General features: G+C 72.2%; 13 protein-coding genes. 6 read left to right on the forward strand and 7 right to left on the reverse strand.

All coding sequences use genetic code 11. The annotated features are described in order from the left end of the window. Positions 1 to 13: 13 nt before the first annotated feature. The gene (locus ABD151_RS18065) at positions 14 to 235 is read right to left on the reverse strand and encodes a hypothetical protein (protein ID WP_343996210.1); all 222 of its coding nucleotides are present in this window, start codon (positions 233 to 235) and stop codon (positions 14 to 16) included. 62 nt (positions 236 to 297) lie between these two features. On the opposite strand from ABD151_RS18065, the gene ABD151_RS18070 reads away from it, so the two are divergent. After that, the gene (locus ABD151_RS18070) at positions 298 to 561 is read left to right on the forward strand and encodes a DUF4229 domain-containing protein (protein WP_343996211.1); all 264 of its coding nucleotides are present in this window, start codon (positions 298 to 300) and stop codon (positions 559 to 561) included. Beyond that, positions 558 to 1,622, forward strand: a complete 1,065-nt coding sequence (cds1, locus tag ABD151_RS18075) for an L-cysteine desulfhydrase Cds1 (RefSeq protein ID WP_343996212.1) — start codon at positions 558 to 560, stop codon at positions 1,620 to 1,622. Before ABD151_RS18070 ends, cds1 begins: the two co-directional genes overlap by 4 nt. Before the next feature lie 177 nt (positions 1,623 to 1,799). Here cds1 and ABD151_RS18080 read toward each other — a convergent pair whose 3' ends face one another. The 4 genes from ABD151_RS18080 to ABD151_RS18095 all read right to left on the reverse strand — a co-directional run bounded on the left by ABD151_RS18080 (position 1,800) and on the right by ABD151_RS18095 (position 5,200). After that, positions 1,800 to 3,155, reverse strand: coding sequence for a TrpB-like pyridoxal phosphate-dependent enzyme (locus ABD151_RS18080; RefSeq protein WP_343996214.1), 1,356 nt, complete (start codon positions 3,153 to 3,155; stop codon positions 1,800 to 1,802). A gap of 62 nt (positions 3,156 to 3,217) precedes the next feature. Beyond that, on the reverse strand, positions 3,218 to 3,340 hold the full coding sequence (locus tag ABD151_RS18085) for a hypothetical protein (protein ID WP_343996216.1): 123 nt from the start codon (positions 3,338 to 3,340) through the stop codon (positions 3,218 to 3,220). Between the two features lie 39 nt (positions 3,341 to 3,379). Next, entirely contained in the window at positions 3,380 to 4,225 is an 846-nt protein-coding gene (locus tag ABD151_RS18090) for an acyl-CoA thioesterase domain-containing protein (protein WP_343996217.1), read from the reverse strand. A gap of 87 nt (positions 4,226 to 4,312) precedes the next feature. Next, complete coding sequence (locus ABD151_RS18095; RefSeq protein ID WP_343996218.1) at positions 4,313 to 5,200, reverse strand: 1,4-dihydroxy-2-naphthoate polyprenyltransferase; 888 nt, start codon at positions 5,198 to 5,200, stop codon at positions 4,313 to 4,315. Between the two features lie 60 nt (positions 5,201 to 5,260). On the opposite strand from ABD151_RS18095, the gene ABD151_RS18100 reads away from it, so the two are divergent. From ABD151_RS18100 to menD, 3 genes are read left to right on the forward strand one after another with little or no spacing between them, the layout of a single operon-like run. After that, a complete protein-coding gene (locus ABD151_RS18100; RefSeq protein WP_343996219.1) occupies positions 5,261 to 6,295 on the forward strand; it encodes an AMP-binding protein in 1,035 nt (344 codons plus the stop codon). Further along, complete coding sequence (locus ABD151_RS18105; RefSeq protein ID WP_343996220.1) at positions 6,292 to 7,290, forward strand: o-succinylbenzoate synthase; 999 nt, start codon at positions 6,292 to 6,294, stop codon at positions 7,288 to 7,290. Before ABD151_RS18100 ends, ABD151_RS18105 begins: the two co-directional genes overlap by 4 nt. Beyond that, positions 7,290 to 8,897, forward strand: a complete 1,608-nt coding sequence (menD, locus tag ABD151_RS18110; protein WP_343996221.1) for a 2-succinyl-5-enolpyruvyl-6-hydroxy-3-cyclohexene-1-carboxylic-acid synthase — start codon at positions 7,290 to 7,292, stop codon at positions 8,895 to 8,897. The genes ABD151_RS18105 and menD overlap by 1 nt, the downstream gene beginning before the upstream one ends. A gap of 113 nt (positions 8,898 to 9,010) precedes the next feature. Here the strand turns inward: menD and ABD151_RS18115 are convergent, their stop codons facing one another. Beyond that, entirely contained in the window at positions 9,011 to 10,762 is a 1,752-nt protein-coding gene (locus ABD151_RS18115; RefSeq protein ID WP_343996222.1) for a sensor histidine kinase, read from the reverse strand. A gap of 122 nt (positions 10,763 to 10,884) precedes the next feature. On the opposite strand from ABD151_RS18115, the gene ABD151_RS18120 reads away from it, so the two are divergent. Further along, the gene (locus ABD151_RS18120; protein WP_343996223.1) at positions 10,885 to 11,520 is read left to right on the forward strand and encodes an MBL fold metallo-hydrolase; all 636 of its coding nucleotides are present in this window, start codon (positions 10,885 to 10,887) and stop codon (positions 11,518 to 11,520) included. Between the two features lie 14 nt (positions 11,521 to 11,534). On the opposite strand, the gene ABD151_RS18125 is transcribed toward ABD151_RS18120, so the two are convergent. After that, positions 11,535 to 13,304: a sensor histidine kinase gene (locus ABD151_RS18125; RefSeq protein ID WP_343996224.1), complete on the reverse strand. Its 1,770-nt coding sequence runs from the start codon at positions 13,302 to 13,304 to the stop codon at positions 11,535 to 11,537. Between the last annotated feature and the right edge of the window lie 51 nt (positions 13,305 to 13,355).

A 13,355-nucleotide genomic window follows, 5' to 3' on the forward strand; every position in this document is an offset into this window, starting at 1 on the left:
GGGGGACGGTCGGCTATTCGGGGGAGTCCGGGTCGCGCTTCTTGCGACGCCGGTTGAGGTCCCGCAGGAACTCGGGATCGTCGTCGGGCGCCACGGGCCGCGAGGGTCCGCGGCCACCGCCCGACGGGCGCCGGCCCGGGGGTCGACGGAACGGGTGACCACGGGTCTCCACCGTGCGCACCACGAGGTAGATGACCACGGCGATCACGATCAGCAGAAGCAGCAACTTGCCCACGCCTCCAGGATAGTTGGCCGACCCCCAGCAGCCACGTTGTGCGAACCGCTTAGGCTGGGAGGGTGAAGGAGTTCGTGGTCTACACCCTGATGAGGCTCGGCCTGCTGGTCGGCGCGTTCGCGATCGTGGTCGGTGTCTGGAGTCTCGTCGCGGACGACGTTCCGGTGGTCTGGGCGATCGTGATCGCCTTCCTGATCAGCGGCATCGCCTCGTTCTTCGTGCTCAACCCGCAGCGCGAGCAGTTCGCGGCCAAGGTCGACGCCCGGGCGTCGCGGGCCGCCGCCAAGTTCGAGGAGCGTCGCGCCAAGGAGGACGGCGAAGAGTGACGGGCGGGCGCGCCTGGCTGAACGAGGCGCTGCGCAAGGTCGAGGCCGACGCCAACCGCTCGGCCGACACCCACCTGCACGTCTTCCCGCTGCCGCCGTCCTGGGGCGTGGAGCTGTACCTCAAGGACGAGTCGGTGCACCCCACCGGCTCGCTGAAGCACCGCCTGGCGCGGTCGCTGTTCCTCTACTCGCTGTGCAACGGCTGGATCGGCGAGGGCACCACCGTGATCGAGGCGTCCTCGGGGTCGACCGCCGTCTCCGAGGCCTACTTCGCGCGGCTGCTGGGCCTGCCGTTCGTGGCGGTGATGCCGCGCTCGACGTCGCCGGAGAAGATCGCCCTGATCGAGTTCTACGGCGGGCGCTGCCACTTCGTGGACGACGGCGCCACCATCTACGCCGAGGCCCGCAGGCTGGCCGCGGAGTGCGACGGGCACTACCTGGACCAGTTCACCTACGCCGAGCGGGCCACCGACTGGCGCGGCAACAACAACATCGCCGAGTCGATCTTCGAGCAGCTGGCCCTCGAGCCGCACCCGGTGCCCGAGTGGGTCGTGGTCGGTGCCGGAACCGGTGGCACGTCGGCGACGATCGGGCGCTACGTGCGCTATCGGCGTCTGGACACCCGGGTCTGCGTCGTCGACCCGGAGAACTCCGCCTTCGCGCCGTCGTACGCCAGCGGCGACCCGAGCGTCACCACGGACCGCTCCTCGCGGATCGAGGGGATCGGCCGGCAGCGGGTGGAGCCCTCGTTCATCCCGACCGTCGTCGACGAGGTGCTGGCGGTGCCGGACGCGGCCTCGGTGGCCGCTGCGCGCTGGTGCAGCGAGATCACCGGCCGCCTGGTCGGTGGCTCCACCGGCACGGCGCTGTGGGGCGCTCTGCACAAGGTGGCGCAGCTGCGCGCCACCGGCCGCACCGGATCGGTGGTCACCCTGATCTGCGACGGCGGCGAGCGCTACGCCGACACCTACTTCAACGACGACTGGCTCTCCGCCCAGGGCATCGACCCCACCCCCTACGCCGCCGCCCTCGACGCCTTCCTGACCACCGGCACCCTCTGACGCCAGCGCATTCCGGGATCGTCCCTAACGTTTTGGTTGCCGACACGCGGGTAGCAGCGACCAAAACGTTAGGGACGATCGCGCGCTGACGAACGTTCGGCCCCTGAAATCGTCGATTTCAGGGGCCAAACGTCAGGGACTACCGGTCAGGTGTTGGTGGGGGGAGGCTCTCCGGGGTCAGGCGATCTCGGGGACGCCGGCGAGGGCGGCCTGGAGGTCGTCCTCGGAGAGCGGGTCGTCCTCGAGGCGGCCGGAGAGGAACTGGTCGTAGGCGCCGAGCTCGAGCAGGCCGTGGCCGGACAGCAGGACGACGATCACCTTCTCCTCGCCGGACTCCTTGGCCTCCAGCGCCTCACGGCGGGCCTGGGCGAGGGCGTGCGAGGACTCGGGTGCCGGGACGATGCCCTCGGTGCGGGCGAACTCGACCGCGGCCTCAAAGCACTCGGTCTGGTGCAGTGCGGTGGCCTCGATCAGGCCCTCGTGCACGGTGTGCGAGACCAGCGGCGCCATGCCGTGGTAGCGCAGCCCGCCCGCGTGGATGGTGGACGGCACGAAGTCGTGGCCGAGCGTGTACATCTTCATCAGCGGGGTCAGGCCCGCCGTGTCGCCGAAGTCGTAGCGGTACTCGCCACGGGTCAGCGTCGGGCACGAGGACGGCTCCACCGCGATGATCCTCGGGCTCTGGTTGCCGGCCAGCTTCTCGCGCAGGAACGGGAACGCGATGCCGGCGAAGTTGGAGCCACCGCCGGCACAGCCGATGACGACGTCGGCGCCGCTCTCGCCGGTCTTGGCCAGCTGCTTGAGCGCCTCCTCGCCGGTCACGGTCTGGTGCAGCAGCACGTGGTTGAGCACCGAGCCCAGGGCGTACTTGGCCTCCGGGTCCTGCGCGGCCAGCTCGACGGCCTCGGAGATCGCGATGCCGAGCGAGCCCGGGTGGTCCTCGGGGAAGGCCTTGCCCGACTCCGTCATCCGCGACGGCGAGCGGTGCACGGTGCCGCCGAAGGTCTCGATCAGGGTCCGGCGCTGAGGCTTGGTGTCGAAGGAGGCGCCGACCTGCCACACCTCGCACGACATGTCGAAGAGCGCGCAGGCGTAGGAGAGCGCGGTGCCCCACTGGCCCGCACCGGTCTCGGTGGTGAGCCGGGTGATCCCGTTGATCTTGTTGTAGTACGCCTGTGGCACCGAGGTGTTCACCTTGTGCGAGCCGGCCGGCGAGACGCCCTCGTACTTGTAGTAGATCCGGGCCGGGGTGCCGAGCTTCTGCTCCAGGTTGCGGGCCCGGATCAGCGGGGAGGGACGGTACTGCGCGTAGACCTCGCGCACGGCCTCCGGGATCTCCACCCAGCGCTCGGTGGTGACCTCCTGGGCGATCAGCTCCGGCGGGAACAGCGGCGCCAGGTCGTCGGGGCCGACCGGCTGGTGGGTGCCCGGGTGCAGCGGCGGGGGCGGCGGCGTCGGCAGGTCGGCGACGACGTTGTACCAGTGCGTCGGCATCTCCGACTCGTCGAGCAGGAACTTGCGGGGCTCACTCATGGGCTCTCCTGGGTGTGGGCGCAGAACAGCGCGCCGCGAGGGCGGCGGCGTCGGTGGGTGGCTTACTTGAGGTGGCGGTCGATCCGCGAGCGCGACTGCCCGAGCACCTTCGCAAGGATCGGCGCGCGGAACTTGTAGGCCGCAACGCCGATCACGACCACCAGCAGGATGATGAGCCACGTCATGGGGTCAATCTAACGCCGTCACGGTGACGGCGGTGCGGCTCAGACCCGACTGGTCGGATCCTGGTCACCGCGCTTGCCGTCGAAGACCGCGCCGAAGTTCACCGTGCGCTTCGCGTTGGACAGCGCGGTGACGATGGTGGTGCCGAGCGCCCCGGCCCGGTCGAAGACCAGCGCACTGCCGACCGAGATGCCCGCGTGCGAGGTGTGGTCGAGCGCGGTCAGGCCGATCTCGCGACCCACCGGCTGGCGCGACAGGGTGAGCGTGACGTCGGCGTTGATGTAGTTGACGCCGGCACTGCCCCAGTTGGTGACCAGGGTCGTGGAGTCCGCGACGGCGGCCGCAGCGGTGAAGCTCGTCGAGCTCTCGCCGGCGACCACCTGCGGCACGGTGTTCCAGATCGTCTTGTGCTCCGCGTTCTGGTGCGCGCCGAAGTTCTGCGACCACTCGTCGCCGCTGAGGAAGAACGGCGGGCGGACGTCGTCCGGGCCGGCGACCGGGACGTCGGGCAGCGGCGGCAGCGGCGTGCTCCGCTTCCACACCTCGCCCGGCGGCTCCTCGGTGGGCATCAGGAACAGCACGGAGGCGCGGGCCATCACCTCGTCCTCCTGGACCAGGGAGACGTCGACCAGGCCGAGCCGGTTGCCCTTGCGCACCACCGTGGTGGCGAACGAGCAGGGCGCCATCTTGGCGGGCCGGAAGAGGTCGACGGTGTGGCGGGCGGGGACCAGGTCGGCGCCGCCCTCGGCCACGATCGCCTGCTCGGCGGCGCGGGCGAGTGCTCCGCTGATCGCCACGCCGTGCATCTGGTCGGCCGACCACAGGCTGCGCGCGACGTCGGTGGGGACGAGGCGCTCTCCATCGCGCTGGAAGAAGACGATCTCCATGGTCACTCCTTGGTTCCGGCCGTACTGCTGGCAGGCGTCTCGCCGGTCAGCTCATTGCACACTGCGCAAAGTGTGGCACTGAGTGCCTCAGGCTGTCGCCACCAGTGCGACAAAGAGAGCAACGGCACACCCGAGCTGGGCCATGCCGATCTGGGCCAGTGCCGGGATCAGCGCACGACCGTCGGCGCCGGAGAGCACCCGGCGCAGTGGCCGGCCGCTCATCGGCACCACGACCAGGCCGACCAGCGCCCACCAGGTGGTGCTGGCTGCCAGCGCCACGACTCCGGCGGCCGCAGCGGCGATCAGCACGGCGAAGAGCCGGCGGGTGCCGCCGTCGCCCAGGCGCACGGCCAGCGTGATCTTGCCGGACTCGCGGTCGGTGGGGATGTCGCGCAGGTTGTTGAGCACCAGGATCGCGCAGGCCATCGCACCGGCCACGATCGCGCCGTAGAGCGACGGCAGCACCACGTCGCGTGAGGTGCTCTCGGTCTGCACGTAGGTGGTGCCCATCACCGCGACCAGGCCGAAGAAGACGAAGACCATCACCTCGCCCAGGCCCAGGTAGCCGTAGGGCTTGCTGCCGCCGGTGTAGAACCAGGCGGCCAGGATGCACAGCACGCCGACGGCGATCAGCCACGGGTTGGTCGTGACGGCCAGGGCCAGGCCGGCGACGGCGGCGACGCCGAAGCTGAGGAACGCCGCGCGCTTCACCTGCTCCGGCGGGACCAGCCCGGAGCCGACCAGGCGCAGCGGACCGACCCGGTCCTCGTCGGTGCCGCGGATGCCGTCGGAGTAGTCGTTGGCGTAGTTGACCGCGATCTGCAGCGCCAGGGCGACCACCAGGGCGACCGCGGCCTTCCACCACACGGCGTCGACGGTGTGGGCGGCGACGCCGGTTCCGACCAGGACGGGAGCAAGGGCAGCGGGCAGGGTGCGGGGCCGCGCACCGGCGAGCCACTGTGACGGGGAAGCCATGATCAGCGATTCAAGCATGTGCCGCCCGAGCGCACATGCTGCGGGGATAGCCTTGCCCGGGTGAACTTCTTGCGGCCGGTGCACGGCACCACCCAGGAGGTGGTCGCGGCACTGGAGCGCTGGCTCGCCGCAACGCGCGAGCCGGAGCCGCTCGTGGTCGCCACCTCGGGCTCCACCGGGCGCCCCAAGCAGGTGCTGCTCTCCCGGCGCGCCATGCTCGCCTCCGCTGAGGCGACCCACCAGCGGCTCGGGGCACCGGGGCGCTGGCTGTTGGCGCTGCCGATCAGCTACGTCGCCGGACTCCAGGTCGCGATCCGCTCGTTGCTCGCCGGCGCTGCGCCGATCGAGGTGGACGACGACTGGGCCGCCGCGGTGGAGCGCCTCGACGGCGTCGGCTACGCCTCGTTGGTGCCGACCCAGCTGCACCGCATCGTCACCGACGGCGGTGCCGCGCTCGCCGCACTGGCCCGGCTCGACGCCGTGCTGCTCGGTGGCGGCCCGATCGATCCGGCGCTGCGCGCCCGGGCCGAGGCGGCCGGCGTCCGCGTGGTCGCCACGTATGGAGCCAGCGAGACCTCCGGCGGCTGTGTCTACGACGGCGTCGCACTGCCCGGGGTCGAGGTGCGGATCGACGAGGCCGGCCTGATCCGGCTGGGCGGGGCGACCGTCTTCTCCGGCTACCTCGACGACCCGGAGCTGACCGCGGCCACCCTGCACGACGGCTGGTACCTGACCAGCGACCTCGGCCGGATCGTGGACGGGCGGCTGCAGGTGCTGGGCCGCGCCGACGACGTGGTGATCAGCGGTGGCGTGAACGTGCCGCTGCCGGCGGTGGCGGCGCGGCTGCGCGAGCACCCGGACGTCGAGCTGGTCGAGGTGGTCGGCGTCCTCGACCCCGAGTGGGGCCAGCGGGTGGTCGCGGTGGTGACCGGAGCCCGCCTGCCGGAGCTCGCGGTGCTGCGTGACTGGGTCGCCGAGACCTCGCCCCGGGCGTGGGCGCCGCGTGACGTCGTCGCCGTTGCGCAGTTGCCCCTGCTGAGCAACGGGAAGCCCGACCGGGCAGCGATCCGACGACTGGCGCAGGAGGCGCGATGAGCGACCTGATCGTGTGGCAGAGCCCGCTGCGGACCCGGTTCCGCGGGATCGACGTCCGCGAGGGGGCCGTGATCCGCGGAGAGCGCGGCTGGGGCGAGTGGAGCCCGTTCCTGGAGTACGGCACCGCGGAGGTCGAGCCGTGGCTGCGCTGCGCCGAGGAGGCCGCCGCGGGGGACTGGCCCGAGCCGGTCCGCGACGCGGTCGCGGTCAACGTGACGGTGCCGGCGACGGATCCCGAGCGTGCGCACCGGATCGTGCGCGAGGGCGGCTGCCGCACCGCGAAGGTGAAGGTGGCCGAGCGGGGCCAGAGCCTGGCCGACGACCTGGCCCGGATCGAGGCGGTGCGCGACGCGATCGGCCCCGACGGGCTGATCCGGGTCGACGCGAACGGCGGCTGGAGCGTCGAGGAGGCGATCGTCGCCATCAGTGCGCTCGACACCGCCGCCCACGGACTGGAGTACGTCGAGCAGCCGGCCAAGACCGTCGAGGAGCTGGCGCAGGTGCGGCGCAGGGTCGAGGTGCCGATCGCCGCCGACGAGTCGATCCGTCGCGCCGGCGATCCCTACCGGGTGCGCGACCTGGAGGCCGCGGACATCGCGGTGCTCAAGGTCCAACCGCTCGGCGGGGTGCGGGCCTGCCTGCGGATCGCCGAGGAGATCGGCCTGCCGGTCGTCGTCTCCAGTGCCTTGGAGACCACGCTGGGCCTGGCCGCGGGGGTGGCGCTGGCGGCGGCTCTGCCCGAGCTTCCGCATGCCTGCGGCCTGGCGACCGGCCAGCTGCTCGTCGACGACGTGGTCCGCGACCGGCTGCTCCCGGTGGACGGCATGCTGCCGGTGCGGCGTCCGGGGGAGCTGGCGGTGGACCGCGCGCTGCTGGCCGAGGTGGCGGCGCCGGTGGAGCGTCAGCACTGGTGGGCAGCCCGACTCGCCGAGGTGCATGCCTTCCGGGACGCCGCGCGCAGCTCCGGCGCAGGCGTGCGGGATGATCGTCGGTGATGTTGCCGCCCGCCAATCCCTCCACCCGACTCGCCCGTGAGCTCCTCGAAGAGCTCGCGGCTGCGGGTGTCCGCGAGCTGGTGCTCTCGCCGGGCTCGCGCAACGCACCGCTGGCCTTCGCGGCCTGGGAGGCCGAGCAGGCCGGATGGCTGCGGCTGCACACCCGCATCGACGAGCGCAGCGCGGGCTTCCTGGCGCTGGGCCTGAGCAAGGTCGGTCGCCGGGCTGCGGTGGTCTGCACCTCCGGTACGGCGGTCGCGAACCTGCACCCGGCGGTCCTGGAGGCGGCGCACTCGGGCATCGGCCTGGTGGTGGCGAGCGCGGATCGGCCGGCCCGCCTGCGCGGCACCGGCGCCAGCCAGACCACCGATCAGGTCGGCATCTTCGGCCGCGAGGTGCCCTGCTTCGACATCGCTGACGGCGTGGACCGCTCGGAGCTGCGGACCGCGCTGGCCCGCTGCGAGCAGCCCGTGCACGTGAACGTGCAGTTCGACCTGCCCCTGGTCCCCGACGCACCCTGGGCGGATCGGCTGATCCCGGAGCCGGTCGCCGTGGCGCCGCGGCCGACCCCGGCGGTGACCGAGCTCCCCCTGGGCCCGCGGACCGTGGTGGTCGCAGGAGACGACGCCGGCAAGGCCGCGCGGCAGCTCGCCGAGGCGGCCGGCTGGCCGTTGCTGGCGGAGCCGAGCAGCGGCGCGCGCACCGGCCGGCATGCGATCCGCAGCTACCGGCTGCTGCTGGCCGGCGAGCTCGGCGCCCGGATCGAGCGGGTCGTCGTCGCCGGGCACCCGACCCTGTCGCGTCCGGTCGCGCAGCTGCTGGAGCGCGACGACGTCGAGGTGGTCGCGCTGCCCTCGCGCGGGATCTGGCCGCGGCGACCGTTCGCCGTCGACGTGCAGGCTGAGGCCTTGCGCGCCGAGGCCGACGACCCGGTCTGGCTCGAGGAGTGGCGTCGCGCCGACCGTGCGCTGTCTGCGCAGATCGATGCGCTGGTGGCCGGTGAGGGCGACCTGACCCCGTACCAGGTGGCTGCTGCGGTGAGCGCCGCGCTGCCGCCGTCGGGGCTGTTGGTGCTCGGCGCCTCCAGCCCGGTGCGCGACCTCGACCTGATGGCGCGCCCGCACCCGGTGGGCCAGCGACGGCGGGTGATCGCCAACCGCGGACTGGCCGGGATCGACGGCACCCTCTCCACCGCGATCGGGGCCGCGTTGGGACGCCCGCAGAGCGAGCGGAGCTTCGCGCTGGTCGGCGACGTGACCTTCCTGCACGACACCAACGGCCTGGTGCTCGGGCCCGAGGAGGAGCGCCCGGACCTGACCATCGTCGTGGTGAACGACGACGGCGGCTCGATCTTCACCATGCTCGAGCAGGGAGCGCCCACCTACGGCGACCGCTTCGAGAAGATCTTCGGCACCCCGCACGGGGTCGACCTCGGTGCGCTCTGCGCCTCGACCCGGACGCCGCACTGGCGGGTGGAGTCGCTGCCCGAGCTGGAGCAGGCGCTGGCCTCGCCCAACGGCGGCATCGAGGTGATCGAGGTGCGGGTGCGTCGCGACAACCGCCGCGAGCTCGATGCGCGGCTGCGCGCCCTGGTCGCCAGCCCCTAGCCCCGAGGGCGCACAAAATATCCCCCGAGGGCGCAGAAGCATCCCCCGAGGGCGCACCAAGGGCAGACGGCAGCGCAACCTCGCTTGCCATGTGTGCGCCCTCGGCGGCTGGCTCAGGCGACGCGCGGCAGCCTGACCTCGACACTGGTGCCGACGCCGAGCGCCGACGTCAGCCGGACGCTGCCGCCGAGGTCCTCGACCAGCCGCTTCACGATCGGCAGGCCGAGCCCGGTGCCGGGCCGCGAGCGCGCCCAGGGGTCGGGGGCCCGGTAGAACTCCTCGAAGACGTGGGGGAGCTGGCGCTCGGCGATCCCGATTCCGGTGTCGCGGCACTCCAGCACGAGCTGGTCGCCGTCCTCGCGCAGGCTGAGCTCGATCCTGCCCTCGGCCGGGGTGTACTTGAGCGCGTTCGAGGTGATGTTCACCAGCACCCGCCGCAGGTCGCTGCGGTTGCCGTGGGTCAGCGTGTGGTCGGTCTCGATCCGGGCCTCGAGCAGTTGCCGGCCCTGCTCGGCCTGCGGTTGGTGCAGGTGCAGCACCTCGTCGAAGAGCGGGGCGAGGTCGAGGGTGTGCCCCTCCTGGTCGTGGCGCTCGCCGTGCAGCACCTGCAGCTGCTCGGCGACGTCGGTGACCTGGGTGGTGCCGGCGCGGAGCGCGCTGAGCAGCCGGGCACGCAGCGCGGGGTCGGCGAGCGAGCGCTCCTCGAGCAGGTCGAGGTAGTTGGCCATCGCGTGCAGCGGGCTGGCCAGGTCGTGCGCGACCGAGGCCGCGACCTGGACGTGATGGTCGATCTCGCCGCGCAGCGCATCGAGCTGGTCGTGCAGGCGGTTGCGCACCAGGTAGGCGCTGATCGCGTGCGCGAGCTCGACCGCGATCGCGCGGGCCCCCTCCAGCTCGGCGCGGGTCCACGAGGCCCGGGTCGAGGAGCGGCGCACCACCAGCGCGCCGTAGCAGGCGGTGTCGTCGCCGATCGGCAGCAGCAGGGTCTCCGGGGAGGCGCCGTGCTGGTGTCCGCCGCCGGACTCGACCACGCGGAGCACCGTGTCGCGGTGCCAGACGTTGACCACCGCGAGCCGTTGGTCGGCCAGGGCCGGGTCGCTGGGCATCCGCAGATCGAGGACGGCGGGGTGGAACCACCCGGCCGTCACCTGGTCGGCGTCGATGCCGTTGGTGATCCCCTCGATCGCGTCGGCGACCAGCTCGGGCACCGAGGCGGCGCGGCTCGCGCGCACCGAGGCGTTGTGCGTGGCCTGCACGATCCGGGCCCGCTGCAGGGCCAGGTCGCGCTCGACGATGGCGAGCACGCTGCGCGCTGCCAGCCGGCCGACCGCGTTGAGCTGGTGGTGCCGCTCCGGGGGCGGCACCTTGCCGTCGCGGGGCAGGTCGATGCCCAAGGAGCCGACCAGTGCGCCGTTGTCGTCGTGGATCGGGAAGTCGAGCCCGCAGTACGGGTCCCACAGCTCGGGGTCGGTGGCCGGCGGCTCGCCCTCGGCGATCAGCAGGAAGTCGCGGATCTCGTCGGGGCAGTCGGCGGCCGCGGTGTAGAGCCAGCCGCCCCAGTGCGCGGTCTGGCCGACGGCGCGATGCCACAGCTCCAGCGGGAGTGCGGTGCGCTCCAGGTCGGCGTCGCTCAGCGAGGTGCCCACCGTCTCCACCAGCTGGATGTAGCCGTCGTCGCGGACCCGGTTGAAGCCGGCCACGGCGAAGCCGGTCAGGTCGGTCAGCTCGTGCAGGACGTCGCGCAACTTCTTGCGGGTGATCGGATCGACCAGGGAGAGCGCCCGTGCGGCCCGCGGTGCGCCGGCCTCGATGAAGTGTCGCGGTGACTCGGCCTGGCGGTTGTAGTGGTAAACGGAGTCGGTCATGTCACCTCACTCGTCAGCGGCCCGGGGGCACGGAAGCGCTGTGCTCACCGTAGCGACTCGACCAGGCATCTGTAGGTGCCAGATGAATTTATTTTGCGACACGCGCCACTAGGATCGGCGGCATGCGGATCACCAAGTTCGGCCATGCCTGTGTGCGCCTGGAGCACGCCGGAGTCACGTTGGTCGTCGACCCGGGCATCTTCGCCGACGCCGACGTGCTGGAGGGCGCGGACGCCGTCCTGATCACCCATGAGCACGCCGACCACTACCAGCCGGAGCTGCTGCGTGCGGGCACCGCTGCGATCCACACGATCGACGCGGTCGCGGCGAAGATCCGTGCCGAGGTGCCCGAGGCCGCCGAGCGGCTGCACGTCGTCGAGCCCGGTCAGGTCCTCGACCTCGGGGTGCGGGTGGAGGTGGTCGGCGAGAAGCACGCGGTGATCCACCCCGACCTGCCGCACTTCGACAACAGCGGGTACCTGTTCGACCTCGGTGGCACAGCCGTCTTCCATCCCGGTGACGCGCTGACCCTGCCGCAGGCGGCCGTCGACGTGCTGCTGGTGCCGTCGAGTGCGCCGTGGCTGCGCTCGGCCGACGCCGTCGACTTCGCCCGCGCGGTCGGTGCGCCGACGAACCTGGCGATCCACGACCGGATCTACACCGAGTTCGCGCACGGCGTCCTGGAGACCCAGATGAAGGCGCTGCTCGGCACGGACCAGCGCTACCTGCGGATCGCGGACGGCGCCGACCTGGACTGACCGCGGCGCGCGGCTCAGCCGGTGGTGGGAATCCGCCAGGACCGGGTCGAGGTCGCCGGTGCCGAAGCCGGGTCCGTGGACGCCGGGTCGGCCAGCGGCAGCCGCACCTCCACGGTGGTGCCGACCCCGAGCTGTGAGCGCACCTGGACCTGGCCGTGGGCGTTCTCGACCAGGCGCTTGACGATCGGCAGGCCGAGACCGGTGCCGGGCTGGGCCTGGGTGTAGCTGTCCGGCGCGCGGTAGAACTCCTCGAAGACCCGCGGCAGCTGGTTGGGGGCGATCCCGACACCGGTATCGCGCCAGGTGATCACCGCCTCGCCGCCGAGGTGGGTCACCAGCACCTCGACGCTCCCACCGGGCGGGGTGTACTTGAGGGCGTTGCCGGTGAGGTTGGTCAGGATCCGGGAGAGGTCGAGGCCGGCCAGCGCGACCAGGGTCGGCTCGACGATCGTGGCGCTCAGCACCTGGTCCTTCGACTCGGCGGCCGGTCCGTGGAGGTCGAGGGTCTCCTGGAGCAAGGGTGCGAGGTCGGTGATCGGGGCGTCCCGAGGAGCGCGCTCCTCGGCGAGCAGGCTCAGCTGGGCTGCCAGCTCGGCGGCTTGGGCGGTGCCGTTGCGCAGCGCGTCGAGAAGGCTGCGCCGCTGCTCCTCGCCGGTCACCGAAGGGTGGTCGAGCAGGTCGATGTAGTTGCGGATCGCGTGCAGCGGCGAGGCCAGGTCGTGGGCCACCGATGCCGCGATCTGGGCTCGGTTGTTGACCTCGGCGCGCAGGTCCTCCACCTCCCGGTGCAGGCGCCGCCGGATCTCACGTTCGGTCAGCTGGCGCCCGAGGTCGCGCCCGATCGTGACGGCGCCGGCGATCTCAGCGGGGCTCCAGGGCGCCGGGTGGGTGCGACGCTCCAGCACCAGCATCCCGTAACAGGTGGTGTCGTCGCCGATCGGGAGATGAAGAACGGAGGCGCCGCCGGGGCTCTGCGGCGGGACGACGAGGGCGGTGCCTTGGCGCCAGCTCCGGATCGCTGCGGATCGCGCTTCGGGAGCCGGAGCCGGTCGGGGCAGCAGGGACGCCGTGTTGGGGTGGAACCAGTAGACCGTGATCTCATCCAGCCCGAAGGTCGACATCAAGGCCTGGCGGATCGCGGTCGAGTGCTCGTGGGCCGGCGCGGCGGGGGCCGTCTCCGCGATCTGTCGCGCGCCGACGGCCATCTCGGCGCGTTGCCTGGCGTCTTCGGCCTCGATGATGCTCATCATGGACTGGACTGCCATCCTGCCGACCGCGTCGAGCTGGGCGCGGGCCTCCGGCGGCGGCACCCGGCCGTCCACCGGCGCGTCGAGGTGGAGCGCACCACGCAGGTTGCCGTCGGTGTCGCGGAGCTCGCACGCCAACGCGTGGGCCGGGTCCCAGTCGCCGCCGCTGGGGCTCGGCTCGATGTGCCAGTCGTAGCGGCAGTCGTCGGGATGCTGGGAGCTTGACGGACGGAAGATCCAGATCCCCCACTGCTCGCGCTCGACGCCGTCGCGCAGCCACCGACTCAGCGGGATCCAGGTCTGCTCCTTGTCAGACTGGCTCAGCTCGGCGCCGACCACCTCCGTCATCTGGATCAGGTCCTGCCCGGTGCGCACGATGCTGAGCGCCGCGACCCGGAAGCCAGTCAGCGCGGCAAGCTGTTCCAGAACAGCGCGGGTCCGCTCCCGCGTATGCGGTCCGATGATCGGAAACGGCACAGCGGGCTGTGGCGACCCGTAGGTGGGGCGCCGCAGGCGGACTGCGCTGCTCTCGGACATGCCCGAGAGACGGTCGAAGCGCCCCGACGTGACGCAGTTTGGAACAGCGAA

This window comes from Nocardioides dubius (assembly GCF_039528155.1).
GTDB classification, from domain to species: domain Bacteria; phylum Actinomycetota; class Actinomycetes; order Propionibacteriales; family Nocardioidaceae; genus Nocardioides; species Nocardioides dubius.